Consider the following 26,635-nt stretch of genomic DNA (forward strand, 5'->3'; position numbering starts at 1 on the left):
CCCGAAATTGCCCACGCCCCGTCTTCTACCAGCCGATCCCCTTGGAGATTTGCTGCGCCGCATCCTTCAAGAGCACCACGAAACGCTGAAGGTCATCTTCTTGGGTGCGGAATGCGGGTGCGGCGATGTTCAAGGAGGCAACGACCGAGCCGTCGAACGCCAGGACCGGCACCGCCGCTGAAACCAGCTGGTCGCTGACTTCGCCGCGGCTGATGCAATATCCGTCTTTCCGGATAGCCTGCAGCTGAGCGGCCAACCGGACCGGATGGGTAATGGTGCGGGCCGTGAAGCGGCTGAGCTGCTCGGGAAGCATCTGTTTTTGAACCTGCGGCGGGAGGAATGCCAGCAGCACCTTGCTGGAACCAGCATGCAGTGGCCGGCGCCGACCGATCATCGCATGTACCCTCAGATCCCTGGTGGGCTCGAACTTGGCGATGCAAAGGGCTTCGGAGTTGTCGATGATCCGAAGCTGGACGGTTTCGTTCACCTTCTGGCCGACATCTTCCATGATCGGGCTTGCAATTCTCACGAGGTCGACCTGGGTGGACGCCGCCGTTCCGAGGACGAGAATGGCGTTTCCGAGACGGAACCCCCCTTTGGTGGTCTTCTGCACCATTCCACGGTGTTCCAGTGTGCGTAACATTCGAAGGATGCGAGGTTTTGTTTCGCCTAATGACCGGGCAATGTCCGATAATCTGCTGCCAGGATGTTTGGCCACCTCCATGAGTACCGAGATTGCGGTATCAACAGACTGAATTATATCGGGTTTATCGGTCATTCCTGGATCTGTTTCGCTCTTTCTGTGGAGGCGGACGAATGGGAGAGACTGCGTTTTGAAGGGAGTTTCGCACAGCGTAACACGATTTATTTCCGTTTGACAGCCGTGTGACGGATTTCTAACAATTCAGTCAGCGGTCGTACCGCGGGAAGCCGGCAGCAAGACCGGCGGCAGGTCGAGCCTATCGAGAGAGGAACAATGACGAACACAATCGTGAAATCGGCAGCCATGGCGCTGCTCGCAACCGTTGCTATTCCCGCCGTTTCGCTGGCGCAAAGCGTGCCGCTCATCATCGGCATGTCGACGACGCCCACGACGCTCGATCCTCACGAGGACAGCTCGGCGCCGAACAACGCGACCTCGCGGCATATCTGGGACAGTCTCATCGACCTGACGGGAACCTCCGCCAACGAGCCGGAACTGGCAACAGAGTGGAAGGCGGTGGACCCTACCCATTGGGAGTTCAAGCTGCGCGAAGGGGTGAAATTCCACGACGGCAGCACGTTCGATGCGCAAGATGTGATCGCTTCGCTGCTGCGGGCCCGTGACAAGCCCAGCCAGGGCTTCGCCTCCTACACCCGCAATATCGTCAACGTCACGGCGAAGGACCCGCTGACGGTGGTCGTCGAGACCAGCGTGCCGGACCCGCTGCTGCTGAACTCGGTCAGCCGTATACGCATCATCAGCGCGGACTGTGCCGAGGCTCCGGTCCAGGATTTCGACAACGGCAAATGCGCCATCGGCACCGGCGCCTACGTTTTCTCTTCCTTCTCTCCCGGCGACCGCCTCGTCCTCAAGCGTAACGAAGACTATTTCGCGGGCGCCTCCCACTGGTCGGACGTGACCCTTCGCTTCCTTCCCGATGACGGCGCGCGATTGGCATCGCTTCTGTCGAACGAGATCGACATCATCGAAGCCCTGCCGGCTGATGGCATGGCACGCGTCGAAGAGAGCAGTGATCTGCAGGTCATCAACGGTCAGTCCTCCCGCTTCGTCTATATCGGCATGGATGTGAGCAAGGATGTTTCGCCCTTCGTCAAGGCGTCCGACGGTTCGGCCCTGGACCGCAATCCTTTGAAGGATGAGCGGGTCCGCCGTGCGATCCTGATGGCGATCAACCGCCCGGCCATCGTCGAGCGCGTCATGCAGAAGAACGGCACGGTCGCCGACCAGTTCGTTGCTAAAGGCTATATGGGGCACTCGGATGCGGTCGAGCCGGTCGGCTACGATCCGGCGGCGGCCAAGGCGCTTCTTGCCGAAGCGGGCTATCCCGAAGGCTTCCGCCTGACGCTTCACGGTCCCTCGGGCCGCTATGTCAAGGATAGCGAAGTCGTCCAGGCGGTCGGCCAGATGCTGGCCCGGATCGGCATCCAGACGCAAGTTGAGGTCCAGCCGTGGTCGATGTATTCCGATGCCTATGCGAACGGTGACTTCAGCATGTTCCTGGGGTCCTGGGGCGTCAATACCGGTGAAACCACGAACCCGACGGTTGCCCTTGTTGCAACCCGCGACGAGGAAAAGGGCACCGGCCGCTACAATGGTGGCGGCATTTCGGACGCGAAGATAGACGAGGTTCTGGCCAAGGCCAGTTCGACGCTCGATGAAGCGGAGCGGCTTCCGCTGCTCGAGGAATTGTCGAAGTTGACTTTCGACAAGCTCTGGCTGCTGCCGATGCATTACGAGAACGTCGTCCTCGGCGCCAAGGCATCCGTCCGTTATACGCCCCGCGGCGACAAGTACACGCTCGCCTATTTCGTGGAACCCGCTCAATAATCGCGGCAGGAAAGGCGGCTGAAGCCGCCTTTCCGTTTCATTCTCAGGAGATCGGCATGCAGGAACTCGGTACGAGCGGTGCTGCCGCCCGGGCACGGGCGATCTATGACTACGGACAGACGGCGATCTTCGCGTCGTCGGCGGATCCGAGGCTTCATCTTCTTCTCTATGTCCCGCCAACGGCGGCAGAGGGGCGAAAGCTCGATCTCCTCGTGGCGGTTCATGGTACTGGGCGGACATCGGCGATCGACTTCCGCGACGGCTTTTCCGAATTCGGGCTTTACAACGACTGCGCGGTGCTGTGCCCGATCTTTCCCATGAATGTCCTGGGTGACGGCGCGCGATCGGGCTACAAATATATGCAGGAAGGCGATATCCGCTACGATCAGGCGGTGCTTTCGATGGTCGCCGAGATGGCGGCCAAGTACGGGCAGGACTGGTCGAAATTTGCGATATTCGGTTTCTCGGGCGGCGGGCATTTCGCCCATCGCTTCGCGATTCTTCACCCCGAGAAACTCTGGGCCGCCTCCATCGGTGCCCCCGGCTCTGTCACGCTTCTCGATCCGAACCGCGACTGGTGGGTGGGAATCCGCGACATCGAGGCCCGCTTCGGCAAGCGGTTCGACGCCGCGGCACTTTCCAAGCTACCCGTGCATATGGTCGTGGGGGATGCCGACCTGGAAACCTGGGAGATCACCCACAAGTCGGGAAGCGCCTATTACATGGAGGGCGCTAACGATGCCGGCGCCACCCGGCCGGAGCGTCTTGAAGCACTCGCCGCCTCCTTCCGCGCCGCCGGTGTCGATGTCACGCTCGACAAGGTGGCCGGCGTATCCCACGACCGCATGAAAGTGCTCGGCCACGTCAAGGCGTTCCTGGCGAAGGTTCTGTCCGAAAGGCGCGCGGCATGAGGAATGCGACAATCGTTGCGCCGCAGCCGGAGGCCGTGGAAGCCGGGGCCGCGGTCCTGGAGCGTGGTGGTAATGCCGTCGATGCGGCACTTGCCTGCGCCTTCGTCCAGGGAGTGGTCGATCCGCAGATGGCCGGCATCGGCGGGTTCGGCTCGATGCATGTCTACATGCCCTCGAAGGGGGTGCATGACATTCTCGAATTCTATGCCCGTGCGCCGCTTTCGGCGACGCCCGACATGTGGGTCGACAAGGTTCAGGGCCAGAGCCGGGACGGTTTCGGATATATCCTAGACGGCAATATTTCTGATATCGGCTACCTGGCGGTATGCACTCCGGGTTCGCTGAAGGGCTATGAGACGGCTCTTCGCGATTACGGCAGTTTCGACTGGGCAGACATCGTCGCTCCGGCGATCGATTATGCCCGCAACGGCTTCATGATCCGCAACCACATGCACTGGTACTGGAGCAAGGATCAGTCGTCCGACGGTTTCGCCAACACGCGCGACAAGCTCCAGCTTTCCCGGACGGGACGTAACGTCTACTTCCATCCGGACGGCAGCCTGCGCGATGTCGGGGAGATCCTGAAGAACCCGGACATGGCGGATACGCTGGAGCGGATTGCCGCAAGCGGCGGGTCGGACATCTTCTATCACGGCGAGATTGCAGAACAGATCGCCGAAGACTTTGCCGCCCATGGCGGGCTTATCACGCGCGCTGATCTTGCAGCTTACGAGCTTTCGAAGACCGCCCCCATATGGGGCGACTATCGCGGTCATCGCATCGCCACGTCGCCACCCCCCGGCTCGGGCTTTCCGATGATCGAGTTTTTGCACATCATGGAAAATTTCGGTGTCGGCGCGATGCGCCATGGTGGCGCCGAGCATGTGAGAATATTGTTCGAGGCGATGAAGCGCATGACCGTCGACAAGGATGCGCATATGGGCGATCCGGAATATGTCGAGGTTCCGTTCGAGCATCTGATATCGAAAGGCCATGCGGCCGCGCACGCGCATTCCATCCAGGCAGGGGAGCGTGCCGAGGTCAGCCGTCTGGATCGGTCGCAGCGTGACACGACCCATGTGTCCGTGGTCGACAAGTATGGAAACGCGGTGGCGATGACCCACACGCTCGGCAGCCCGTCTGGCGTGATCACCGACGGATTGGGCTTCATGTACAACGGTACGATGAGCCGGTTCAATCCATTCCCCGGCAAGCCCGGTTCCATCGCGCCGGGCAAGCGTCGGCCCAGCTCCGCCGCGCCGACGATCGTCTTCAAGGGCGACGACCCCTTTGTGGTGGTCGGGGCTCCCGGCGGAAGCTACATTGCGCCGACGGTCGCCCAGTGCGTGATGAACGTCATCGACTTCGACATGTCGGTGCTCGAGGCCGTGGTGGCGCCGAGGGTGGTCGGGGTCTCCAACAAGATCGACATCTGCAACCGCATCCGGCGCTCGGTTGAGAAGGAATTGAGCGAGATGGGCTATGACGTGGCCCGCTCGCCGCAGACCTATGCGTTTGCGGCCCTCCATGCGATCAAGATCGAGGATGGCGTGTCCGCAGGCGCTGCGGACCCCCAGCGGGACGGTCTTTCATTGTCGGTGGATTAGGAGAAGGAGGCATCATGGCAGTCTCCCTGATACGGCGGTTGATTCAGGCGATATTCGTCATCCTGGCGATGACCGTCATCGTTTTCGTCGGCGTCAACGTCATCGGCAATCCGGTCGACATCCTGATCAATCCGGACGCCAACCAGGCCGAAAGACTGCGTGTGATTGCGCATTACGGTCTCGACCAGCCCTTGTGGAAACAATATATGCTGTTCCTACAGGGGCTTGTGCATGGGGACTTCGGCAACAGCTTCGTGTACGGGCGTCCGGCGCTTAGCCTCATCCTGGAGAGGCTTCCGGCCACCTTGGAGCTGGCGATTTCCGCCCTGCTGATCGCCATCGTGATAGGCCTGCCCTTGGGTCTCTATGCCGGGCTTTATCCTAACCGCATCTCCTCCCGTCTCATCATGAGCGGCTCCATCCTGGGCTTCTCCCTGCCCACCTTCTGGGTGGGGCTGATGCTGATCATGGTCTTTGCGGTGGAACTGCGCTGGCTTCCGACCAATGGACGCGGTGCGACCGCGGAATTCCTTGGAGCGCAATGGTCGTTCCTGACGCGGAACGGCTTGTCACATCTGCTTCTGCCGGCGTTCAACCTGGCGCTCTTTAAGACCTCGCTCATTCTCCGGCTGACGCGCGCCGGCGTGCAGGAAGTCCTGCCCCAGGACTATATCAAATTCGCGCGCGCCAAGGGTCTTTCCGAGCGGCGGATCGTCTTCGTGCATGTTCTCAAGAACCTGATGATCCCGCTCGTGACGATCATCGGTCTGGAGTTCGGCTCTCTGATCGCGTTTTCGGTGGTGACCGAGAGCATTTTTGCCTGGCCGGGCATGGGCAAGCTGATCATCGACTCGATCAATCTTCTCGATCGCCCCGTCATCGTGGCTTACCTGATGATGATGGTGATCCTCTTCGTCGGGCTGAACTTCATCATCGACGTCTGCTACACATTGCTGGACCCGCGCGTCCGGCTGGATGCGAAGGCTTAAAGACATGACAAACCTTCCTCTTCCAGACGAAACTGCGGCTCCACTGGAACCCGGTCGACGGCGGCGGCAGTTGCGGGACTTCTCCCGATCGCCCGGCGCAATGGTCGGTGTCATTCTTCTGACCCTGATCGTTGCGCTTGCCGTGCTCGCGCCGGTGATCGCACCGCAGAACCCCTATGACCTGACGCAACTCGATATCCTCGACGGCCGTCTGCCGCCCGGCTCGGAATCCTTTTCCGGCCTTGTCTATCATCTCGGCACCGACAGCCAGGGGCGGGATATCCTTTCAGGCATTCTCTACGGGCTGCGCACCTCGCTTATCGTCGGCGTGCTTTCCGCTTTTGCTGCGGCAATCATCGGAACGACGGTCGGGCTGATCGCCGCCTATGTCGGAGGCCGCACGGAAAGCGCGATCATGCGGCTGGTGGATCTGCAGCTGTCCTTTCCGACCATTCTCATGGCGCTGATGATGCTTGCCATTCTGGGCAAGGGCGTTCTCAACGTGGTGATCGCGCTGATCATCGCTGAATGGGCGACCTATGCCCGAACTGTGCGCGGAACCGCGCTGGTGGAGCGCGAGAAGGAATATATCGAGGCCGCGGAGGCCTTCCGGCTGCCGCGCTGGCGTATCCTGTTCCGGCACCTTTTGCCCAACTGTCTTGCGCCGGTGATCGTTATCGCCACCATGCAGGTCGCCCGTGCCATCGGGCTCGAGGCGACGCTCTCCTTCCTAGGATTGGGCGCCTCGGTCACCGAACCGTCGCTCGGCATGCTGATCTCGACCGGCTACCAATACCTTCTCACCGGTCTTTACTGGATCAGCTTCTTTCCCGGCATCGCACTATTGATCACCATCGTTTCCATCAACCTGGTCGGCGACCGCCTGCGCGACGTCCTCAATCCGAGGAATGCGTGATGTCCGCTCTGCTTGAAGTTCGCAATCTGGTCACGGAATTCGGCAAGGGGCTCGGATTGCTTGCCGTCAACGGCGTGTCCTTCACGCTCGATCGAGGCAAGGTTTTGGGTCTTGTGGGTGAATCGGGCTCAGGCAAATCCGTCACGGGCTTTTCGATCATGCGGCTGCTCGACAAGCCAGGGCGGATCGCATCCGGTCAGATACTGTTCGACGGGGTGGACCTAGCGACCACCTCCGAAGGCGAGATGCGTCGGCTGCGCGGCAAGCGGATCGCCATGGTTTTCCAGGATCCGATGATGACGCTCAACCCGGTACTGACCGTGGGCACGCAGCTGATCGAGGCGGTGCTTGCCCATGAAGCCGTGCCGAAGGAGGTGGCCCGACAGCGTGCCCGCGATGCACTCGGCCTGGTCGGCATTCCGAGCCCGGAGGAAAGACTTTCGGCCTATCCGCACGAATTTTCCGGCGGAATGCGGCAGCGCGTGGCGATTGCGATCGCACTTCTCCATCGTCCCGACCTCATCATCGCCGACGAGCCGACGACTGCGCTCGACGTCACGATCCAGAGCCAGATCATTTCTGAATTCCAGCGGCTTACTGAGCAGTCGAAGACGGCGGTGATCTGGATCACGCATGATCTGGCGATCGTCTCCCGGCTCGCGGACGAGATCGCCGTCATGTATGCCGGCAGGCTGGTGGAGACGGGCAGTGTCGCGCATGTGCTCGGAACTCCGCGTCATCCGTATACGCGCGGACTGATCATGTCCGTTCCCTCACAAAATCGGCGCGGAGAACCCCTTCGGCAGATCCCTGGAATTACGCCTGCGATCAACCGCCTGCCTCCCGGGTGCAGTTTCAGGGCGCGCTGCGATCGGGCGACCGAGGGCTGTTCGGCGATGCCTGAGCTCAGCTGGGAGGGCGCGCGCGCATACCGCTGCTTCCACCCCGTGGAGGGACCGACACATGAGCGATGAGACGATGCCTCCAATGATCGAAGCCCGGAATATTTCCCGCCGTTTTGGGGCAAAGCCGGATCTGGCAACCAAAATAGCTCTTAAACTGCGCCTCGCAAAGCCTCCATCGACGGTCCATGCGCTCGACGATGTCAGCTTGAGCATCCGCAAGGGTGAGGTTGTCGGATTGGTGGGCGAAAGCGGCTGCGGAAAATCCACGCTCGGCCGTGTGATCGCCGGGATATTGGAGCCGAGCGAGGGGCAGATCATCTGGCGCGGCAAGGATCGCAACAGCCTTTCGCCGAAGGAGCGCCATGCCGCGGCTCTCGCCACGCAGATGATTTTCCAGAACCCGATGGCGGCGCTCAACCCGCGCATGACCATAGAGGATATCGTATCGGAGGCGCCTCGTGCCCACGGCCTGATACCAAAGGGCGAGCGTCGGGACTATGTCGACCGCTATCTCCGCTTGGCCGGCTTTGATCCGACGCTGAAGGGCCGCTACCCCCATCAGTTTTCAGGGGGGCAGCGCCAGCGTGTGAATATCGCACGCGCGCTGGCGGTCCAGCCGAATTTCCTCGTCTGCGACGAAAGCGTCGCTGCTCTCGACGTGTCGATCCAGGCGCAGGTGATCAACCTCTTCATGGAATTGCGCGAGCGCCTGGACCTTACCTATCTGTTCGTCAGTCATGATTTGGGGGTGGTGGAACATATCTCCGACCGGGTCGCGATCATGTATCTCGGGCGCATCGTGGAGGAGGCGCCGGTGGAGGAGGTCTTCCGCCGGCCCAACCATCCCTACACGCAGGCGCTCCTGTCGGAGATACCCCGTATCGAGCTGACCAGGCGGCGGTTCAAGGCGATCCAGGGCGAGTTGCCGAGCCCTCTCAACCCTCCCAAGGGATGCCATTTCCACCCGCGCTGTCCATTCGCGATGGAGCGTTGCCGAGTGGAGGCTCCGGCAAAGCGCGAGATTGCGCCTCGCCACTGGTCGGCATGTCACCTGAACGATGAGAACGTCACCAGTGCGGGGATTGGCGCCATCGCGGCTTCAGGCGCCTCGATATGAGATGTTGTTCCTACGGAGTTCGCGGGGCGCCGGCTGTCGGTCGGTAGGAAGTCACCCAGGGGAGAATTCGATGGCAGATATCACAACGACCGCGGACGGTGTCGGCGACATAACATCGGTCATCGCGAATATGGTTGCGGGAAACGAACGTCGTTTCATCGAGATCCGGCGCGAGCTTCATCAGTATCCCGAGCTTGCCTTCGAGGAGGTTCGGACGGCTGCCCTCGTCGCTGAAACTTTGACCGAGCTTGGGATCGAGAATCGCACCGGGATCGGCCGCACGGGCGTCGTCGGATCGATATACGGCGCCAAGCCGGGGCCGACGCTGCTGATCAGGGCCGACATGGACGCATTGCCTATTCAAGAGGAGACCGGCCTGCCGTTCGCGAGCAAGGTCCCCAATCGCATGCATGCCTGCGGCCATGACATTCATACGGCCACCGTGCTTGGGGTCGGGGCCGTCCTGAACAGCCTCAAGGATCGACTGGCGGGTAACGTCCGCCTGGTCTTTCAACCCGCGGAGGAGGCCATCGGCGGCGCTGCGGAGATGATTGCGGAAGGGATCATGGAGGGCGTCGATATGGCACTCAGCCTCCACAATCGGCCGGAGATTCCCGTCGGGCGATTTGGCATCGTGCACGGCTATGCCAACTCGTCGTCGGATGCTTTCGACATCGTGATCCACGGGAAAACCGGGCATGCGGCTCGGCCCTATGCCGCCGTCGATCCCATCGTGGCCGCGGCTCAAATCGTCAACCAGGTGCAGACGATCGTATCGCGCGAGGTTCGGGCGCTCGATTCCTGCGTGGTGACGATCGGCTCCATCCATGCCGGGGATGCCAGGAATGTCATCCCCGAGCGTTGCGAGATGAAGGGAACCGTCCGCTGCAGGCAACCCGAACTCCGAGACCTGGCGGAAGAGAGCATCCGGCGCATCTGTGAAGGGGTTTCGAAAAGCCTGCGCGTCGACTGCGAAATTCTCTACAAGCGCGGTACTCCCCCGATCTTCAATGACGAGCGCATGGTAGAGCATACGCTTGGCGCTATCCACGCGCAGTTGGGCGATGTGGCGATCGACTACGAACCGAGCATGGGAGGCGAGGATTTCGCTCTCATCGCAGCCCTGGTTCCATCCTTCAGGCTTCTGGTAGGCTCTTCCCAGCCGGGTCGAAACGACAAGGTCCACAGCTCCGTCTATCAGCCGGACGAGCGGGCGATAGCCTTAGGGACCTTGGCGCTCGCCCGGACTGCGATCAACATTCTGACTGCGTAAAGAGCCGGCCAGGGGTCGGTGGAACCGCTGACCCCGCGGTACACGGCATCTTTTTCAATGCATGATGCTCGCCAGGAAGTTCTTCGTCCTTGCGTGTCTCGGCGTATCGAAGAACGCTGTAGGCTTGTCCGCCTCCACGATCTCTCCCGTTTCCATGAAGACGACCCGGTCGGCGACCCGACGCGCAAAACCCATTTCGTGGGTCACCACGATCATCGTCATTCCCTCTTCGGCCAGCGCCACCATGGTATCGAGCACCTCCTTCACCATTTCGGGGTCCAGTGCCGATGTCGGTTCGTCGAACAGCATGATCTTCGGCGTCATGCAGAGCGCCCGGGCTATGGCGACGCGCTGTTGCTGGCCACCCGATAGCTGTCCGGGGAATTTATTGGCCTGTTCGGGAATCCTGACCTTGGTGAGGAAGTGCATCGCCATTTCCTCAGCCTCTTTCCTCCGCTTGCCTCGGGAAAGGATCTGTGGGAGGGCGCAGTTCTCCCGGACCGTCAGATGCGGGAAGAGGTTGAAGTGCTGGAAGACCATGCCCACCTCACGCCTGATCGCGTCCAGGTTTTTCAGGCTGTCGTTGAGCGAGATCCCATTGACAGCAATGCTGCCTCCCTGATGCTCCTCCAGGCGGTTGATGCAGCGTATCAGTGTGGACTTGCCGGAGCCGGATGGCCCACAGACCACGATCCGTTCTCCTGGAGCAACGCTGAGATCGATATTCTTCAGAACCTGGAAGTTCCCGTACCACTTATCGAGGCCCGAGATTTCGATTGCGCATGACGGATGGTCGGTCATCGGTAGCTCCTTGCCTGAACGCGGCTCTCGAGCCAGCGGGCGTAGTTGGATATGCCGAAGCAGATCAGGAAGTAGATCATGGCGACGAAGACGTAGCTTTCGACATAGGGCGAGGGCCAGGCGGGGTCGGTTGCCGCTACCCGGCTGGCGCTCAGCATGTCGAAGACGCCGACGATCAGCACCAGGCTGGTGTTCTTGACCATGACGATCGCCGTATTCGTCAGGGGCGGGATGACCTTCTGAAGCGCCTGCGGCAGGACAATGTGCCAAACCGCCTTCCAGGAGGGGATGCCGAGGGCTCTCGCCGCCTCGATCTGGCCCGCAGGCACGCCCTGCAGGCCGCCGCGAATGACCTCGGCGAGATATGCAGCCGCGAACACCGTGAGCGCCGCGAGCGTCCGCCCGAGCTTGTCGATGGACCATCCGGCGGGAAGCAGCAGAGGCAACAGGATCGATGCCACGAATAAGAGACCGACCAGCGGAAGGCCGCGAACGAGCTCGATTGTGATGACCGAAAGCAGGCGTGGAACCGGCAGGACTGACCGTCTGCCCAGAGCAAGGAAGACGGCGAACGGGAAGCCGAGGCCAAGGGACAGGAGGGCCAGCAGCAATGTGACGGGAAGGCCGCCCCAGTTCGAGGTGGAGACGGCGGTCATTCCGAATACGCCGCCCCACATCAGGACGAGCATGGCGGCGACAGCGACGACCCACGCATAGACGAGCCGCGTGCCCCAGAGCCTTGGCGACAGAGAGGCAAGGATCATTGCCAGGACCAGTCCCATCACCAGGAGAGGGCGCCATTGCTCCTGCGGAGGGTAGACGCCGAAGATGATGAAGCGGAACTTGGCGGCTATATATGCCCAGCAGGCTCCGCCTTCGCGGCATGCGGAGGGATCGTCGGTCGTCCAGACCGCATCGAACACGGCCCAGTTGACGGCCGGGATCATCGAGATCAGTAGGGCTGCGGTAAGCACGGTCAGGCAGGATGCGGCGAAGTCGCCGAAGAACAGCCGGATAAGCGACCTGCGGGACGGCCTGGGCGGGCCTGGCGACTCGATGTGGCCGATGGGTGGGTTCATGTCGATAGCGGTCATCGTGCCTCCACCAGGGCCACGCGGGCGTTATACCAGTTCATGAAGAGCGATACTGCGATGCTGATGGTCAGGAAGATCCCGAGCAGCAATGCGATGCTCTCGATAGCCTGACCCGTCTGGTTGATGACCGTGCCTACGACGAGGCCGAGTTCCGGGTATCCGACGGCGAGCGCAAGTGTCGTGTTCTTGACGGTCGAGAGATATTGGGAGGTCATCGGCCGGATGATGATGCGCAGCGCCTGCGGAATGACGACCTTGGTCAGCGTGTGTCGCTCAGACAGCCCGATGGCCCGGCCGGCCTCCCACTGGCCGAGCGGCACGGCGTCTATGCCGCCCCGGATGATCTCTCCGATGAAGGCGGATGTGTAAATCACGAGGCCGAGCATCAAAGCTGCGAATTCGGGAGATAGCCTGAGCCCGCCCGTGAAATTGAAGCCCTTCATCTGGGGAGTGTCGAGTTCGAATGAGGGTCGGATGACTGCCGCCAGGGCGACCGCAATCACAATGGCTATCGCAAATCCGATCCACGTCCGAGCGAACCTGCGGCGGAAGTAAGCGAACAGCGCCAGCACTCCTCCCATCGCACATAGGAAAGCGACGGCGGCGGTATCCAGTTGAAGGGATGGGATGTAGAAGCCCCGAAGTGAGAGGAACACGCCCGGCAGCGGATTGAAGGCCTGACGGGGAGCCGGCAGGGCGATTGTCGCCAGCGCATACCAGAAGAGGAGGTGGACGATCAGCGGCATGTTCCGCATCGTCGTCACGAAAACACCCGCCACACCGGATGTCAGAGGATGCTTCGAGCGCCGTGCGAGCCCGACGACGAGCCCGAGCACAGTCGAGAGAAGGATCGCAAGAATGGAGATCGTGAGCGTATTCCCCAGTCCGGCGACGTAAGCCCAGAGGAATGTATCGGAAGGGTCGTAGGGCAGCACGCTTTCCGAAATCGGAAAGTTGGCGGGCCGCGACAGGAAGTCAAGGCCTACCCTTATCCCGCGGGCGTGGAGATTGGCGACGGTGTTGCTGACGAGCCAGGCGAGCAGGGCGGCAAAGCCGCCAAGCAGCAGTACCTGGCCGCCCCAGCTCCTGAACCGTCTGTTGTCCAGAAGAGCCGAGATCATGAGCACCTCCTCCGAAGCTTATTGGAAGGCCATCGGGAACATGAGGCCGCCGTCGGAGAACAGGCGGTTCGGGCCGCGCTCGATCTTCAAGGGGCTGTCCTTGCCGACGTTCCGGTCGAACATCTCGCCGTAGTTTCCGAGCTGCTTGATGATGTTGTAGGCGAACTTGTCCTCAAGGCCGAGCGCCTTGCCGTTGCCGGGCTCGACGCCGAGGAAACGTTTCACGCGCGGATCGTCGGACTCCGTCATCTGGTCGATATTGGCTTGGGTGATCCCGTATAGCTCGGCATTGAGGAGAGCCTGGATCGACCAGTTGACGATATCCAGCCACTGGTCGTCCCCGTGCCGCACAGCGGGCGTGAGCGCATCCATATACTTGGTCGCCGGGAAGATCAGATAGTCGTCCGGGTTGTTCGACTGGGTAGCGCGCACCGATGCCAGCGCCGAGGCGTCGGTGATGAGCGCGTCGCAGCGTCCCGAGAAGAAAGCCTGGCGTGTCGCCGCAACATTGTCGAACACGACCGGCTTCAGCTCGAGATTGAGCTTGGTCGATACGTCGTTGACGACGACTTCCGTGGTGGAGCCCGTCTGTACGCAGACCGATGCACCTGTCATTTCCTCGACTTTGGTGACGCCGGACGATTTCGCAACCATGAAGCCCGTGAACTCGTAATAATTGGGCGTGGTGAAGTTGATGCCGTTGGCGTCCCGCTGCAGCGTCCAGGTGAGGGTGCGGGGGAGAATGTCGATCTCGCCCGTTTGAAGCGCGGGGACCCGCTGCTGACCGCTCAAGGGGACGAACTCGACCTTGTCCTTATCACCGAACACGGCGACGGCGACCGCTCTGCAGGTCTCGACATCGAGACCTCTCCAGTAGCCCTTGTCGTCCGGCGCGCCGAAGCCGACCGTCCCCTGGCTGGCGCCGCACACGAGATGTCCGCGGGCCTTGACCTTGTCCAGCGTCGGCCCCGCTTGAGCTGCGTTTGCCGAAAGCAGCATGCCTAGGGTGATAGTGGCGATTGTCCAGTTCTTCATGTTCTTCGTTCCCTTTGTTGTTTTATCGCTAGGGTCAGTCAGCCGGTCCTCGCCATCGCAGGTTCTGTCGCGATGAGGTCGACGATCGGCTCCAGATCGGCCCAAAGGTCGTCCTGGTCCTCAAGGCCGATGCTGATGCGCAGGATGGTTCCCGGATGGGCGTTGCTTTTGGTTGCGCGCGTGATCGTCATCGGAGCAAGCAAGCTGTGCGTGCCTCCCCAGGAGGCGCCGATCGAGAACACCTTCGCGGCGGTCAACAGATCGGGCAGCGCCGCCTCGGCGTGCGGAGGGATCACGATGCTGAACACGCCGCTGGACCCGGTGAAGTCGCGCTTCCAGGTTTCGTGGCCTGGTGCGCCGGGCAGAGCCGGGTGAAGGACCAGATCTTCCGGAACACGATCCGCGATCCTCCTTGCGAAATCGAGAGCAACGCGCCCGGAATGGGCGAGACGGACACCCATCGTCTCCATGCCGCGCAATGCGAGAGCGCAGTCGTCCGGAGAAACTCCGAGCCCGATCATCCTCATTGTGGCCTTGAGCCGGCGATGCAGGTCGATGTCCTTGACGGCGATCGATCCCATCAGGAGATCCGAGTGGCCGCCGAGGTATTTCGTGAGCGCCATCGACGAGAAGTCCATTCCGAAGGCCAGCGGCTTGAAGTGGAGCGGCGTCGCCCAGGTATTGTCGCAGCCGGTCAGCACGCCTCTTTTTCTGGCGGCGGCGACGATCGCGGGAATGTCCTGGATCTCCATCGTGGTCGATCCCGGCGACTCCGTCCAGATGAGCTTCACCGTCTCGTCGATCAAACCGGCGATCGCTCCGCCTATCATCGGATCGTAGATGCGGTAGGAGATGCCGCGGGGCTTCAGATAGTTCTCACAGAAACCGGCCACCGGCGGATAGGCGGTATCGGGTATGAGGACGGTGTCGCCCGGCATCAGCACGGACAGGAATACGATCGTGATGGCCGCCTGACCGGAAGGAACGAGGACCGTGCGCAGGCCCTGCTCCAGCCCGGTGATCGAGGCTTCGAGCGTGCGCGAGGTCGGCGTGCCGTGGAGCCCGTAGGTATAACCGTCGGGACCGCGCTGGCTTCGCTTGGCATAGGCCTCGGCGCTATCGAACACGATGGTGGAGGCTCGATAGGTCGGGACTGCGAGGCTCGCAAAGCCTTCATGGGATATATCGGGCCGCTTCACGCAAAGCGTCTTGTCGCGCATTGTCTGTCCTTCATTGTCGAATTTTCCCGACTGTACGCGGGGCGGGGGTAGACAAACAATTGACGAGAACGTCTAAGTCCATGCCAAAAGCTTATAGGATGAGGTTCCATGAACTTCCGGCAGATCGAGGCGTTCCGCGCCGTCATCCTGAGTGGGACCGTCTCCCGCGCAGCCGAGCTGATGGGTGTGACCCAGCCCAATGTCAGCAGGCTGGTCGGCGAACTTGAGGAGGCTGTCGGCTTTGCGCTCTTCGACCGGGTCAAGGGCCGGCTGATACCAACTCCCGAGGGGCAGGCGTTCTACCGCGACGTTGACGCGAGTTTTCGGGGGCTCGATCTGCTGCGCTCGTCGGCTGCGCGGATCAGGGACTTCGGATCGGGACAGATACGGGTGGCGAGCCTCGCAGCCGCGGGGTCGACCATCGTACCGAGAGCCGTGAAGAAGTTCAGGCAGGCGCATCCCGCAGCCGTCGTGACACTCAACATCATGTCTTCGGCAGCCGTGCGGAATCACGTCGTCGATGGGGAGTTCGATCTTGGACTTGCGGCGGACGAGGTCGATCTTTCAGGCGTGGAGCACCAGGTGTTCGGCAGTTTCCCCGCGCTCTGCGCCATTCCTCCCGGGCATCCGCTGGCTTCGCGAAAGGTGATCCGGCCGGAGGATCTGCACGAGGTCGATTATGTCGCCCTTTCTCCGGAAGACAGGGCGAGACTGCAGTTCGACCGACTGTGCGGTGAAGCCGGTTCGAAGCCCAATCTGGTGATCGAGACGCCGTTCGCCATCACCGCATGCGCTCTGGCCCTAGAGGGGGTGGGTGTGGCGATCGTCAATCCGCTTGCCGTCGATGGCTTCGAAGACCGCGGACTTGCCTTGCGGCCGTTGGAGCCTGCGGTCTATTTCAAGAGCTATCTCCTGTTTCGTCCGGACATGCAGAAGGCGAGCCTGGTACGGGCCTTCGTCGCGGCGCTGATGGACGCCAGGAATAGCAGGTAAGCGGCTTGCACACCGCATTACTGGAGACTATGCGTAGGTTCTGACCGCGGGTATCCGAACAGCTCAATTGGGGCGGGATGTCGTCTCCGGCCAGGATCTGGCACGCGGCCTAACGCGCATCATCTAGGATATAGCGAACCTCGATATGCCATTCGCTTCGGCGGTCCAGTCCATGCCCGGCAAGCGCTCGGCGCAAGCCAGACCCGCTGTGGTCATCGGACTGAGGGATAAAACCTTTTTGCCAACTCCATGAAACGCATGGTCGTCGCTGTCCGGTCATCGCTGCGTTTTGCAATCAGCATCTCAGCCATCGGCGATTGGTCTGGTGTGAGCGGCTTGTAGACTACGCCTTCCAGCTGAAGCTTCATGATGGATCGCGGGAAGAGCGCGATACCGAGGCCACCGGCGACAAGGCCGAGGATTGCATGGAGTTCGTTGACCTCCTGGACGACTTTGATTTGCACGCCGGCTTTTTTGAAGTGGGGCTGAAAATTTCCCTCCACATAACGGGCCTTGACGCGACGGGTCGTGATGAGACCCTCCTGAGCCAGGTCGGCAAGTCGAATCGTTTTCACCGCGGCCAGCCGATGGGCGGCCGCGATCGCGACGACATAAGGCTCACGATGCAGCAGCGAGGTTTCGAAGTCTCCATCGTCGAAAACAGGGCGCAGCAGTCCGATCTGTATCCGGCCGGCCCGTAATGCCTCCACCTGCTCGGCGGAAATCATTTCGTGCAGGATCAGATTGACGCCGGGATAGCGACGCGCAAATTCCGAGGTGAGGGTGGGCAGGACGTTGAGTGCGGCGGCATCGGCAAAGCCGATCGTCAATCGTCCCACATGCCCTTGCGCGGCCCGTTTCGCCATATCGACTGCCAGCGTCAGCTGCTTCAAAGCGATACTGCCTTCCTCAAGCAGGCTGTTGCCGGCATCGGTCAAGGATACGCGACGGCGCGTGCGATCGAACAATTGCACATCGAGTTCCTGCTCCAGCTTGGAAATCTGCTGGCTGAGTGCCGATTGCGTTATCCGCAGTCGCTCGGCCGCTCGGATGAAATGGAGTTCCTCGGCGAGCACGATAAATGAAGTAAGAAGCCGCTGATCCATCTTCCCTCTTATTAGACTCTCTAATTTCTAAATCAGCAGGAGATAAGGTAGCTTATATTTTGCGCACTGGCTATTGCCAAGGCGCGCGGTTCTTGAGGAGCACCGCAAAGACCAAGGGAGGCATCATGAAAGCTCTGTTTGCAACTGCAATCGCCGCCGCAATCGCGCTGGGAGTTCAGGCACCGACAGCATCAGCACAGGAAAAGTGGCCGGTGAAACCGATCACCTTGATCGTTCCTTTCGCTCCAGGCGGGAACACGGATCTAATTGCAAGAACGATCGCGCCGAAGCTGAGCGAGAAACTGGGACAATCGGTCGTCGTCGAAAATCAGCCGGGAGCAGGCGGCACGATCGCGACGACCGGGCTCAAGTCCGCCGCGCCGGATGGCTATACCATGGCGATCGGCGACATCAGCACGCATGCGATCAGTCCGCATGTCTACAAGAATCTCACCTATGATCCGATCAAGGATTTTCAGCCGATTATCCAGATCACCTCTGTTCCTCTGCTTCTCGTCGTCAATCCTGAGGTCAACGCCAATACGGTCGAGGAACTGATCGCGCTGGTGAAGAAGGAGCCTGACAGTTTCTCCTATGCATCCTCCGGAAACGGGTCCCCGCAGCATTTGGCTTTCGAATATTTCAAGAGCCTGGCCGGCATCAACCCGGTTCATATCCCCTATAACGGCTCGGCGCCCGCGCTGACGGACGTCATTGCCGGTCATGTCCAGATGATGATCGATGGGACTGCCGTTCCTCATGTGAAGAATGGTGCACTTCGCGCACTTGCCGTAACGGGCGCTGAGCGGTCACAGGCCCTGCCGGATATACCCACCATGGCCGAGGCAAGCGTCAAGGACTATGTCTTTGCCTCCTGGCACGGGGTGTTTTATCCGGCCGGCGTGCCGGCGGAGATCGTCAACCGCGTGAATGAAGCGCTCGACGAGGCGATCAAGCAGGACGATGTGAAGAACCGGTTCGCCGAGCTCAACATCGGCATCGCAGGTGGTTCGCCCCAGCAGTTCGCTGACTTCATAGCCACCGAAAACGACAAGATGAAACAGCTCGTTGAAGCCTCCGGCGCGACGAAAGACTGACAGGTCTCGGATATCATGAAACACACCTATCCGGAGGGCAGACAGGTTCGGCCCAATGTCCTCTTCGTGACCGTCGATCAGTGGCCGGGCAATCTGCTTGGCTGCGCGGGCCATCCGGTGATTGAGACGCCGACGCTTGACCATCTCGCGTCCATCGGCACGCGGTTCTCGCGTGCTTATGCGGAATGCCCGATCTGCATTCCGGCTAGACGCTCGATCATGACGGGTACGAGTCCGCGCCGGCACGGCGATCGGGTATTTCAGCCGTCGCTGCGCATGCCGGCCGATCTACCCACGCTTGCCGCCACCTTCGGCAGCAACGGTTATCAGACCCAGGCGATCGGCAAGCTCCACGTCTATCCCCAAAGGGATCGTATCGGCTTCGATGACGCCCTGCTGGCGGAAGAAGGGCGAGGCGCTCTTGGCGGCACGGACGACTACGAAATGTTCCTGGCTGACAGGGGACATGCCGGCCAGCAATTCATGCACGGCATGAGCAACAACGAATACAGTTGGCGCACCTGGCATTTGCCGGAAGAGCTGCACGTCACAAACTGGACCACGTGGGCTGCCGCCCGTAGCATCAAGCGACGCGATCCAACCCGGCCGGCTCTTTGGCATGTCTCTTATACGCCGCCGCATCCACCTCTGATACCGCTCGCAAGTTACTTCGAGCGTTATAGAGCGCGCGAAATGGATGAGCCCTTCATCGGCGCCTGGGCGGAAGATGCCGAGACGCTACCACATCCGCTGAGGTTGACGCGCGACTACTGGGCGAAGCTGCCGCCGGCTCAGCTCGCCGATATGCGCAGGGCATTCTATGCCCTTTGCACGCATATCGATCACCAGATCCGAATCCTCATCGGGACGCTGCGCGAGGAGCAGATTCTCGACGATACGGTTATCCTGATCACCAGCGATCACGGCGACATGCTGGGCAATCATGGCTTTTACGCCAAGCGCCTGATGTATGAGGGGTCGGCGAACATTCCGATGATCCTGGTCGGGACCGCTGCAGACGCGCGGGTCGGTAGAGGTGCCGTGGATAGCCGTCTTGTCGGTCTGCAGGACGTCATGCCGACACTGCTCGCGCTCTGTGATCTGGCGATACCGGATACCTGCGAGGGGCGCCCCATGGTAGGCGACGAGCGGCGCGACTTTCTTTACGCTGAGACCCTTTCGGGAGCGAAGGCCATGCGGATGGTCCATGACGGTCGCCACAAACTGATCTGGTATCCGGCAGGCTCGCACTTCCAGCTTTTCGACCTCGAAAATGACCCGCGGGAAATGCACGACGTGTTCGAGGACGCTTCCTATGCGGACGTCGCTTCAGCCCTGCAGCAGCTTCTGCGGGAAGAGCTCTATGGCGATGATCTGCTTGCCGTCGACTTACAGGAATTCACAGGTGTACCCATTCCCGGTCATCAGGTGGAGCCGAACCGCGGCCTCTCGGGACAGCGCGGCCTCCACTTTCCGGCGCCGCTTCTGCAGGACCCCTCAAAGGTGGTCGGAGGCGTCTGAAGGGTTCAGTGCTGTCATTGTTTATGGGAGGTTTTGAACATGCACGCCTTTATGGGCATTGACCGTTTGGCGGGGCTGATCTTTATCCTGCTGGGTGTGATCTTCCTCTGGCTCGGTCTTGATTTCGGCTTCGGTTCCATGCTGCGCATGGGACCGGGCTTCTTTCCCGTCATCCTTTCCGGGCTGTTGATCGTGGCCGGTCTCGTGATCTCGGTGAAAAGTTTTGCCGCTGACGAGCCAGTTACGATACCTCGTCACGGTCCGATGGCGCGAGTGCTCGGTGCCATGATCGTTTTCGCAGCCTTCATGCAGCCTCTGGGCAGTTATCTGACACTGCCCGTCGTCGTTCTTTTGGCGGCGTCTGCGAGCCGGGCGTTTCGATGGAGGCCCGCCCTGCTGCTCGCGGCCGGCCTGACGCTCTGTTCCGACCTGATCTTCCGCCTCGCCCTCGGTCTGCCGCTTCATCCGATCGGCACCTGGATCGGAGGCTGAAACAATGGAATTGCTCTCCCATCTGGCCCTTGGTTTCGAAACGGCGCTCACGCCTCTCAATCTCTTTTATTGCTTTGCCGGTGTGCTGATTGGAACCTTGATCGGTGTCCTGCCCGGACTGGGACCGGCACCGACCGTGGCCATGCTGCTGCCGCTGTCATTCGGCCTGCCGCCGGTTTCCGCTTTCATCATGCTGTCCGGCATATTCTACGGCGCCCAGTACGGTGGATCGACCACCGCAATCCTTATCAATACACCTGGAGAGTCCTCCTCCGTTGTCACCGCGCTCGACGGCTATCAGATGGCTCGCAAGGGGCGGGCGGGGGAGGCGCTTGCGATGGCGGCCATGGGGTCGTTCGTCGCCGGGACCATCGCCACCTTCATCATCGCTCTGCTTGCCCCGCCTTTGGCGAGAGCTGCACTGCTGTTCGGACCGGCGGAATATTTCTCGCTGATGATCCTCGGCATCATCGCAGCGATAGCGCTAGCCCACGGCTCAATTGTCAAAGCGATCGCTATGGCGATCCTCGGCTTGCTTTTCGGGCTTGTCGGAACGGACGTTACCTCTGGCGTGCAGCGATACACTTTCGGAATGCTGGATCTTTATGATGGCATCACGATCGTGGCGTTGGCTATGGGACTGTTCTCCATAGCCGAAGTCCTGCGCAATCTCGACGACCCCTCCGAACAGGAGGTAGCCGCGGCACAGATTACTGGTCTGTTGGCCGGTTTGGCGCGCTTCCGCGAAGCTCTGGGATCCATCCTGCGGGGCACGGCCATCGGTTCGGTGCTCGGAATTCTGCCCGGAGGAGGGGCGACCCTCTCGTCGTTTGCCTCCTACGCAATCGAAAAGAAGATTTCCAGGGAGCCGGAAAAGTTTGGCAGCGGAGTGCTGCAAGGACTGGCCGGGCCTGAATCGGCCAATAATGCCGGCGCGCAGACCTCGTTCATTCCGATGCTCACGCTCGGCCTGCCGTCCAATCCGGTCATGGCCTTGATGATCGGCGCTCTGATGATCCATGGCATCCAGCCAGGGCCGAACGTGATCTCGGAACAGCCGGCGCTATTTTGGGGTCTCATCGTTTCGATGTGGATCGGAAACGCCATGCTGGTCGTGCTTAACCTCCCACTGGTCGGACTGTGGGTGAGGCTCCTGACATTTCCCTATCATCTGCTTTTTCCGACGATCATCGTCATCACTTGCATAGGCGTGTTCAGCTTCTCCAATTCAATGTTCGACGTGTGGATGCTGATCATCTTCGGAGCGGCGGGCTACTGCTTTGTCAAACTGCGATGCGAGCCTGCACCGATGCTGCTCGGTTTCATCCTTGGGCCGATGATGGAAGAGCACCTTCGTCGCGCGCTGCTGTTATCGCGCGGCAATGCGATGGTACTGATTGAAAGGCCGATCAGTGCGGCCATGTTGCTCCTGGCCGCACTGTTGCTGATAGCGCCGGCTCTTTCGATCGTACGCAGAAGACGTGAGGAGATATTCGCGGAAGAAAGTTAGTTGCCTGACGAACAATGCTGGGTCGACCTCGTTCAAGAGCTGCATTCCTTCCGTTTGGAAGATCTAGTCGGCTGGCGGTGCGATAGAACTATGCACAAATGCTTTCGCTTCGCTTCTGATCGGGTACCACTCCGTTGAGGGCCCACTAGGTCAATTCCGTGACAAATCAGCGAAAGATTCAGCAGCGCCTGCGTGACCTCTTTCCTACCCCATGCCGCCATCTGGCATGCCGCACTTTAAATCAGCCGCCTGCGTGATTTCAAACGGTCACGCCTCGACTTTCAATCAGTCGGCGCCGTAGTTTCAAATGGTCATCAAAGGAATGAAGCTGTGGCGCTGTATCCAAGGCTGGTTGAACAACGCGTTGCCAACGGTCGCAGTGGAGCTGACGGATATGATTCTCGGTGAATGAAATAGCTTCGTAAGCACTAAAGGTGGTCTCATCACCTCCTCATAGCCGGCAACTTCTTGCTCGTCGCGTGTCGTAAACGACCCCAGCCGAATGTTTGCCAGCAGCTTTTCGACCTCTCGGTCGGTAAGGCGTACCCCCTTCGATACGTGTGGAGGAACCGTCGCTTTCGATCGTGGCTACACGCCGGAGGTCGGACAGCCGCTCAGGAGCGATCCGGCCGATCGCACGCCAAGCACCCTTGAATTCGTCGATTTCGGCGATCAGCGACAGGATTTCGGACTTGATCGGACGGTTGCCGTATTTCGAAATTCCATTTGTCCATCCATTTCCATCCAATTTCCACGAGAGAGTTTGTCAGATGTCAGTGGTGAGCTAGCACTCGCGGAGATGCCGTCAAGATTTCATATTACAGACTGCAGCGCTGGCATCGGCCCAGAATGTGCCGTGGCTAGGTACTCGGCGGAGGTTTCCCGGCTCGGACGGCTTGCGAGAGGTGGTAGCGCAGGGGTTTGTCGTACAGACGCAATGCGAAATGGCTGGTCAGAACCACTGCGAGCGTCACGAGCGGGATCTCGAAATGGGGATTTCGGCTGCCCAGGAGCATTTGGTAGATGCCGTTCACCCAGCAGAATATCGGGTAGTGCAGGGCATAAATGGGGAAAGATATGTCCCCGCTGTATTTGGAGAGGCTTCTCTGAAATGCGGTGAGGTCCACATGCGGGCCTGCCAGTACCAGCGCGGGGGCGAGAAGCAGTTTCCAGATCAATTTCGCCGAGAACGAAGCTTCCACCGGTGTGTAGAACATGATCATCATGAGTGAAATCAGGATCCAGAACGATGTTTTGAAGTAAACACTCCATCGTTCTGCAGCCAGATTTCGATGTATGTAAAAAAGCAGTATCCCGATGAAGAATGAAGATCCCACATGTGGGAAGCCATGCCAGAAGGTCTCGGTCGTATCGCCGCCTATGCCCATGAACACCAACGAAATTGCCGAAACGATACCGGCAGCTACTGCGAAGACGACCTGATTCAGGAAACGGCAAGTCCACCAGAAAACATTGGATGCGACCTCCAGGAAGAGCGAAAACTGCGGCCCGTTCAGAGGAAATAACTGCGGCCCTCCCAGGTGATGCGGCGCGTAGAAATAGGGAGCGTTGAGAATTCCCAGAGTGGCGGCCACTGCAATATCGGAAAGCAGAATGCCTTGCTGCGTCAATAAACTGCGGGCTAGGACGTATAGCGCGCTGATTACTGTCGCCAGAACGATGACCGGCATCAGCCTGATGGCGCGGATGAGCACAAAATCCCACAGGGAGAGACGGTGCATTTTCTCAGCGTAAGCGGATGCCAACACAAAGCCGCTGAGTGTAAAGAACGTATCGACCGCAAGATTTCCGTTGGTGGCCAGCCAGGGCAAGTCCAGCCATCGGCCGAGGTGGAAAAACAGGACTGAAATCGCGGCAACACCACGAACGCCATCGAGTGCGATATAATGCTCGGTGTCTTTCGAAGCCATCATGTGAGCTCCGCCGGATTTGTATGGCTTGCAGTTGGGATGCGCTTCAACGGCCGTCTGCTGCGTGCCGATCTTCCCGAATAACTGTTCCTCGCTTGCAAATGACCGGCGAAACCCAGCGGCGATCATCATCCAAGTCAGCCTGCGGGAGCGTTTCTGCAGCATTTCCCGAGCGAAGGACGACTGGCCTCGGTCGAGAGGGCATCAGCCACCGCAACAATATGCCAGATCCCTGCCGATGGAACGCCACCGCAATCGCCCATCATGAGCACCTTTGTAGCCACCCGCCAGCAACAGGTAACCGAGATGGGCAAAGCGTGAGTGCAGGTTCGACTCGTAAAGCTTGCCTCTCGCCTCGACCTGCCTCAGTGCTGCCGACAGCACAGACAGGGCCTTGTCACGTCGAAAGGCAGGAAATCTCTCCTCAATGTCACCAGGCAGGTTCCGGATGCAATCCAGCATCCCTTCCGTCGCCTTTATGTAAGCGCAGTTCTTGCTGTGGATTGCCGCCCGCCCCTGCGTTTGCCGGCGAGAGCGGCTGCCGAACAGGTTTGTGGAATGTTGTCGGTAATCCACCAGCGGCTCGGCGATTTCCACTGTCAGGCCAAGGCTCTGTGACAGGAAAAAGGCCCAGCGATCGTGGGCGATTAGATGTTGTGGCTGGATGTAATCGATAAACCGTTGAGCCGCCGGGATCAGCGTCAGGATCTCTCGCCGGAAGACCATCGAGAAGCCCCAAAAGGTTCCCCAAACATCATAAAACAGGGATGGGCGAACACACGTCTTGCCGATGCCCTGCGTGAAGGTTCCGATCCGGTTCCCATGCTCGTCGATCAGTTCGGCTTGGTGCGCGATCTGCGTCACGCCTTCTTCGTCGAAGAAGCTGCCGCATTTCTCCAGTTTGTCCGCGCGCCATATGTCGTCCTGGTCGCAATAGGCGATCCAATCCCCTGTCGCTTTCGATGCGGCAGCCAGGAAGTTCTCGCGAAAGCCCAAGGCAACCGCATTGCGCAAACGTATGACAGGGAAAGGCGCTTCCCGCTCGAAGCGGTCCAATATCCGCCCCGTGCCGTCTTGTGAGTTGTCGTCGCTTACGACCACCTCGTTAGGGGGGCGGGTTTGACGCAATATGCTCGTCAGCTGCTCGGTGAGGTAACGTTCCCCGTTGAACGTTGCCAGAACTACGGAAATAGTCTGCGTCATGGCAAAATCCCCTCGAGGTCAGGGAGTACAAATTCCGTATGGTGTATTTATCTTAAATCAGAAGCAGTTTGTTCGTTTTGTCAAGATCGGAAGCCTGGGGTTACTGCATCCTCCCGGAACATCCTTCGCCCGCGTCGCCGGGCTCCGCGATGCTGAGGCGGGTGGGCAGGCGATCAAGTGCGATCAAAGAGCAGGCGCTATAATTTCGTGCGGCGGAGTGGACCGGAGCTCCTTTGAGACATACCAGCCGTCCCATTGGGAATACTGCGGGAACACCCGCGCATAGCCGTTCTTCATCAGCAGCGTTTCTATCGCACGTTTCGTCCGGGAGTTTTGCTCCACGGAGATCAGGTTGAAGCGATGCTGCCCGAAGTCGAAGGAGGACAAGATGTCCAGCTCACTTCCCTCGGTGTCGATGGAAATATAGTCGATGGTTTCAGGAGCGTCATAGGCGTCGAGCAGATCGTTGAGCGAGATGGTCTCGACGGAGATCGGGGTCCCGCTGTGGCGGACGTCGGCAAAATGGTCGCCGTTAGCAAACGCCGCAATTCCGCTGAGTTCGGGGTCTACGCCATCCGTCGCGAGGAACGTCACTTGTTCACCGGATCTGGATGAAACGCAGCGATGCTCGATATGGGCGTTGCGATTGGCCGCCAGATCCGCATGCCAGAACGGATTTGGCTCGGCAAGGATACCGCGCCATCCGAAGGCCTTTTCGAGAAGCCAGGTGTTGCTGTTGGTTATGCCGTTCGTCGATCCGAATTCGACAAAATATCCGCCGCGCATTTCCTCAAGTTCATAGCACACCCAGAGATCCTGGAGGATCTGAGCCCTCGAGTTCCGTCGCCTGGCGATGCAATAGGCCAGGAAGCCGAGCTCGTCACTTTGCAGCAAATCGGTCACTTCGGGCCGGTTCAGCCGAACGGCATTGAAGATCAATGCTTGCAGGGAAGGCTTGTGCAACAGCGAGCCGGCATGCCTGGCCGAAGCCGACAGAAAGAAATTTCGCGGACGCATTTCGACTCCTTTCCGCTTCCGCTTCCGCTTGGACCCCAGACGAGCACCGTGTCGACGCGTCGCGCCGGCCATAGGCGGCGGCACGTCACAGCAGGAGGCACAGCTGCGATCTCGGAAGCCTCACTTCCTTCCGAAAGTATCCTCGATACGGATGATATCGTCCTCGCCGAGATAGGAGCCGGTCTGCACCTCGATCATCTCGAGCGTGATCTTGCCGGGATTGGC

At 60.1% G+C, this 26,635-nt stretch carries 24 protein-coding genes; 13 read left to right on the forward strand and 11 right to left on the reverse strand.

Going from position 1 to position 26,635, the window contains the following annotated elements:
- Positions 1-25: 25 nt before the first annotated feature.
- The gene (locus YH62_RS26730) at positions 26-778 is read right to left on the reverse strand and encodes an IclR family transcriptional regulator (RefSeq protein ID WP_046797369.1); all 753 of its coding nucleotides are present in this window, start codon (positions 776-778) and stop codon (positions 26-28) included.
- A gap of 198 nt (positions 779-976) precedes the next feature.
- On the opposite strand from YH62_RS26730, the gene YH62_RS26735 reads away from it, so the two are divergent.
- The 8 genes from YH62_RS26735 to YH62_RS26770 all read left to right on the forward strand — a co-directional run bounded on the left by YH62_RS26735 (position 977) and on the right by YH62_RS26770 (position 10,269).
- On the forward strand, positions 977-2,551 hold the full coding sequence (locus tag YH62_RS26735) for an ABC transporter substrate-binding protein (protein WP_046797370.1): 1,575 nt from the start codon (positions 977-979) through the stop codon (positions 2,549-2,551).
- Positions 2,552-2,607: 56 nt separating this feature from the next.
- A complete protein-coding gene (locus tag YH62_RS26740; RefSeq protein WP_046797371.1) occupies positions 2,608-3,462 on the forward strand; it encodes a hydrolase in 855 nt (284 codons plus the stop codon).
- On the forward strand, positions 3,459-5,069 hold the full coding sequence (ggt, locus tag YH62_RS26745; protein WP_046797372.1) for a gamma-glutamyltransferase: 1,611 nt from the start codon (positions 3,459-3,461) through the stop codon (positions 5,067-5,069). Before YH62_RS26740 ends, ggt begins: the two co-directional genes overlap by 4 nt.
- A gap of 14 nt (positions 5,070-5,083) precedes the next feature.
- Positions 5,084-6,058: an ABC transporter permease gene (locus YH62_RS26750; protein ID WP_046797373.1), complete on the forward strand. Its 975-nt coding sequence runs from the start codon at positions 5,084-5,086 to the stop codon at positions 6,056-6,058.
- A gap of 4 nt (positions 6,059-6,062) precedes the next feature.
- A complete protein-coding gene (locus YH62_RS26755) occupies positions 6,063-6,974 on the forward strand; it encodes an ABC transporter permease (RefSeq protein ID WP_046797374.1) in 912 nt (303 codons plus the stop codon).
- The gene (locus YH62_RS26760; protein ID WP_046797375.1) at positions 6,974-7,948 is read left to right on the forward strand and encodes an ABC transporter ATP-binding protein; all 975 of its coding nucleotides are present in this window, start codon (positions 6,974-6,976) and stop codon (positions 7,946-7,948) included. The genes YH62_RS26755 and YH62_RS26760 overlap by 1 nt, the downstream gene beginning before the upstream one ends.
- Positions 7,938-8,996, forward strand: a complete 1,059-nt coding sequence (locus YH62_RS26765; RefSeq protein ID WP_046797376.1) for an ABC transporter ATP-binding protein — start codon at positions 7,938-7,940, stop codon at positions 8,994-8,996. Before YH62_RS26760 ends, YH62_RS26765 begins: the two co-directional genes overlap by 11 nt.
- 70 nt (positions 8,997-9,066) lie before the next feature.
- Positions 9,067-10,269: a M20 family metallopeptidase gene (locus YH62_RS26770; protein WP_046797377.1), complete on the forward strand. Its 1,203-nt coding sequence runs from the start codon at positions 9,067-9,069 to the stop codon at positions 10,267-10,269.
- Positions 10,270-10,323: 54 nt separating this feature from the next.
- On the opposite strand, the gene YH62_RS26775 is transcribed toward YH62_RS26770, so the two are convergent.
- From YH62_RS26775 to YH62_RS26795, 5 genes are all read right to left on the reverse strand, one after another.
- Positions 10,324-11,070 (reverse strand): amino acid ABC transporter ATP-binding protein, encoded by a 747-nt coding sequence (locus YH62_RS26775; RefSeq protein ID WP_046797378.1) that lies wholly within the window; start codon positions 11,068-11,070, stop codon positions 10,324-10,326.
- Entirely contained in the window at positions 11,067-12,164 is a 1,098-nt protein-coding gene (locus tag YH62_RS26780) for an amino acid ABC transporter permease (RefSeq protein WP_046797379.1), read from the reverse strand. Before YH62_RS26780 ends, YH62_RS26775 begins: the two co-directional genes overlap by 4 nt.
- Positions 12,161-13,285, reverse strand: coding sequence for an ABC transporter permease subunit (locus YH62_RS26785; protein ID WP_046797380.1), 1,125 nt, complete (start codon positions 13,283-13,285; stop codon positions 12,161-12,163). Before YH62_RS26785 ends, YH62_RS26780 begins: the two co-directional genes overlap by 4 nt.
- Before the next feature lie 18 nt (positions 13,286-13,303).
- Positions 13,304-14,284: an amino acid ABC transporter substrate-binding protein gene (locus YH62_RS26790; RefSeq protein WP_245282217.1), complete on the reverse strand. Its 981-nt coding sequence runs from the start codon at positions 14,282-14,284 to the stop codon at positions 13,304-13,306.
- 74 nt (positions 14,285-14,358) lie between these two features.
- The gene (locus tag YH62_RS26795) at positions 14,359-15,540 is read right to left on the reverse strand and encodes a PLP-dependent transferase (protein ID WP_046797382.1); all 1,182 of its coding nucleotides are present in this window, start codon (positions 15,538-15,540) and stop codon (positions 14,359-14,361) included.
- Positions 15,541-15,648: 108 nt separating this feature from the next.
- Here YH62_RS26795 and YH62_RS26800 point away from each other — a divergent pair, with 108 nt between their 5' ends.
- Positions 15,649-16,533, forward strand: coding sequence for a LysR substrate-binding domain-containing protein (locus YH62_RS26800; RefSeq protein ID WP_046797383.1), 885 nt, complete (start codon positions 15,649-15,651; stop codon positions 16,531-16,533).
- Positions 16,534-16,745: 212 nt separating this feature from the next.
- Here YH62_RS26800 and YH62_RS26805 read toward each other — a convergent pair whose 3' ends face one another.
- Positions 16,746-17,639, reverse strand: coding sequence for a LysR family transcriptional regulator (locus tag YH62_RS26805; RefSeq protein WP_046797384.1), 894 nt, complete (start codon positions 17,637-17,639; stop codon positions 16,746-16,748).
- Positions 17,640-17,764: 125 nt separating this feature from the next.
- Between YH62_RS26805 and YH62_RS26810 the strand changes: the two genes are divergently transcribed.
- From YH62_RS26810 to YH62_RS26825, 4 genes are read left to right on the forward strand one after another with little or no spacing between them, the layout of a single operon-like run.
- Positions 17,765-18,736 (forward strand): tripartite tricarboxylate transporter substrate binding protein, encoded by a 972-nt coding sequence (locus YH62_RS26810; protein WP_046797385.1) that lies wholly within the window; start codon positions 17,765-17,767, stop codon positions 18,734-18,736.
- Positions 18,737-18,751: 15 nt separating this feature from the next.
- Positions 18,752-20,257, forward strand: a complete 1,506-nt coding sequence (locus tag YH62_RS26815) for a sulfatase-like hydrolase/transferase (protein ID WP_046797386.1) — start codon at positions 18,752-18,754, stop codon at positions 20,255-20,257.
- Between the two features lie 39 nt (positions 20,258-20,296).
- Positions 20,297-20,749, forward strand: a complete 453-nt coding sequence (locus YH62_RS26820) for a tripartite tricarboxylate transporter TctB family protein (protein ID WP_046797387.1) — start codon at positions 20,297-20,299, stop codon at positions 20,747-20,749.
- Between the two features lie 4 nt (positions 20,750-20,753).
- Positions 20,754-22,259, forward strand: coding sequence for a tripartite tricarboxylate transporter permease (locus YH62_RS26825; RefSeq protein ID WP_046797388.1), 1,506 nt, complete (start codon positions 20,754-20,756; stop codon positions 22,257-22,259).
- 860 nt (positions 22,260-23,119) lie between these two features.
- On the opposite strand, the gene YH62_RS26830 is transcribed toward YH62_RS26825, so the two are convergent.
- From YH62_RS26830 to YH62_RS31080, 4 genes are all read right to left on the reverse strand, one after another.
- Positions 23,120-24,322 (reverse strand): acyltransferase, encoded by a 1,203-nt coding sequence (locus tag YH62_RS26830; RefSeq protein ID WP_245282215.1) that lies wholly within the window; start codon positions 24,320-24,322, stop codon positions 23,120-23,122.
- Between the two features lie 72 nt (positions 24,323-24,394).
- Positions 24,395-25,393, reverse strand: coding sequence for a glycosyltransferase (locus YH62_RS26835; protein WP_046797389.1), 999 nt, complete (start codon positions 25,391-25,393; stop codon positions 24,395-24,397).
- A gap of 183 nt (positions 25,394-25,576) precedes the next feature.
- Entirely contained in the window at positions 25,577-26,482 is a 906-nt protein-coding gene (locus tag YH62_RS26840) for an FkbM family methyltransferase (protein ID WP_245282216.1), read from the reverse strand.
- Positions 26,483-26,530: 48 nt separating this feature from the next.
- A partial coding sequence (locus tag YH62_RS31080) for a mannose-1-phosphate guanylyltransferase (protein WP_046797390.1) occupies positions 26,531-26,635 on the reverse strand: 105 nt, incomplete at its 5' end.

The sequence above is a fragment of the Rhizobium sp. LC145 genome (assembly GCF_001005825.1).
GTDB lineage: Bacteria > Pseudomonadota > Alphaproteobacteria > Rhizobiales > Rhizobiaceae > Neorhizobium.

Bases quoted from the DNA above. Each gene is read 5' to 3' on its own strand.
- YH62_RS26770 (WP_046797377.1), top strand. From the start codon at position 9,067: ATGGCAGATATCACAACGACCGCGGACGGTGTCGGCGACATAACATCG.
- YH62_RS26755 (WP_046797374.1), top strand. From the start codon at position 6,063: ATGACAAACCTTCCTCTTCCAGACGAAACTGCGGCTCCACTGGAACCC.
- YH62_RS26815 (WP_046797386.1), top strand. From the start codon at position 18,752: ATGAAACACACCTATCCGGAGGGCAGACAGGTTCGGCCCAATGTCCTC.
- YH62_RS26800 (WP_046797383.1), top strand. From the start codon at position 15,649: ATGAACTTCCGGCAGATCGAGGCGTTCCGCGCCGTCATCCTGAGTGGG.
- YH62_RS26790 (WP_245282217.1), bottom strand. From the start codon at position 14,284: ATGCTGCTTTCGGCAAACGCAGCTCAAGCGGGGCCGACGCTGGACAAG.
- YH62_RS26780 (WP_046797379.1), bottom strand. From the start codon at position 12,164: ATGACCGCTATCGACATGAACCCACCCATCGGCCACATCGAGTCGCCA.
- YH62_RS26765 (WP_046797376.1), top strand. From the start codon at position 7,938: ATGAGCGATGAGACGATGCCTCCAATGATCGAAGCCCGGAATATTTCC.
- YH62_RS26825 (WP_046797388.1), top strand. From the start codon at position 20,754: ATGGAATTGCTCTCCCATCTGGCCCTTGGTTTCGAAACGGCGCTCACG.
- YH62_RS26835 (WP_046797389.1), bottom strand. From the start codon at position 25,393: ATGACGCAGACTATTTCCGTAGTTCTGGCAACGTTCAACGGGGAACGT.
- YH62_RS26805 (WP_046797384.1), bottom strand. From the start codon at position 17,639: ATGGATCAGCGGCTTCTTACTTCATTTATCGTGCTCGCCGAGGAACTC.
- YH62_RS26785 (WP_046797380.1), bottom strand. From the start codon at position 13,285: ATGATCTCGGCTCTTCTGGACAACAGACGGTTCAGGAGCTGGGGCGGC.
- YH62_RS26775 (WP_046797378.1), bottom strand. From the start codon at position 11,070: ATGACCGACCATCCGTCATGCGCAATCGAAATCTCGGGCCTCGATAAG.
- YH62_RS26840 (WP_245282216.1), bottom strand. From the start codon at position 26,482: ATGGCCGGCGCGACGCGTCGACACGGTGCTCGTCTGGGGTCCAAGCGG.
- ggt (WP_046797372.1), top strand. From the start codon at position 3,459: ATGAGGAATGCGACAATCGTTGCGCCGCAGCCGGAGGCCGTGGAAGCC.
- YH62_RS26730 (WP_046797369.1), bottom strand. From the start codon at position 778: ATGACCGATAAACCCGATATAATTCAGTCTGTTGATACCGCAATCTCG.
- YH62_RS26810 (WP_046797385.1), top strand. From the start codon at position 17,765: ATGAAAGCTCTGTTTGCAACTGCAATCGCCGCCGCAATCGCGCTGGGA.
- YH62_RS26750 (WP_046797373.1), top strand. From the start codon at position 5,084: ATGGCAGTCTCCCTGATACGGCGGTTGATTCAGGCGATATTCGTCATC.
- YH62_RS26795 (WP_046797382.1), bottom strand. From the start codon at position 15,540: ATGCGCGACAAGACGCTTTGCGTGAAGCGGCCCGATATATCCCATGAA.
- YH62_RS26740 (WP_046797371.1), top strand. From the start codon at position 2,608: ATGCAGGAACTCGGTACGAGCGGTGCTGCCGCCCGGGCACGGGCGATC.
- YH62_RS26760 (WP_046797375.1), top strand. From the start codon at position 6,974: ATGTCCGCTCTGCTTGAAGTTCGCAATCTGGTCACGGAATTCGGCAAG.
- YH62_RS26830 (WP_245282215.1), bottom strand. From the start codon at position 24,322: ATGATGATCGCCGCTGGGTTTCGCCGGTCATTTGCAAGCGAGGAACAG.
- YH62_RS26735 (WP_046797370.1), top strand. From the start codon at position 977: ATGACGAACACAATCGTGAAATCGGCAGCCATGGCGCTGCTCGCAACC.
- YH62_RS26820 (WP_046797387.1), top strand. From the start codon at position 20,297: ATGCACGCCTTTATGGGCATTGACCGTTTGGCGGGGCTGATCTTTATC.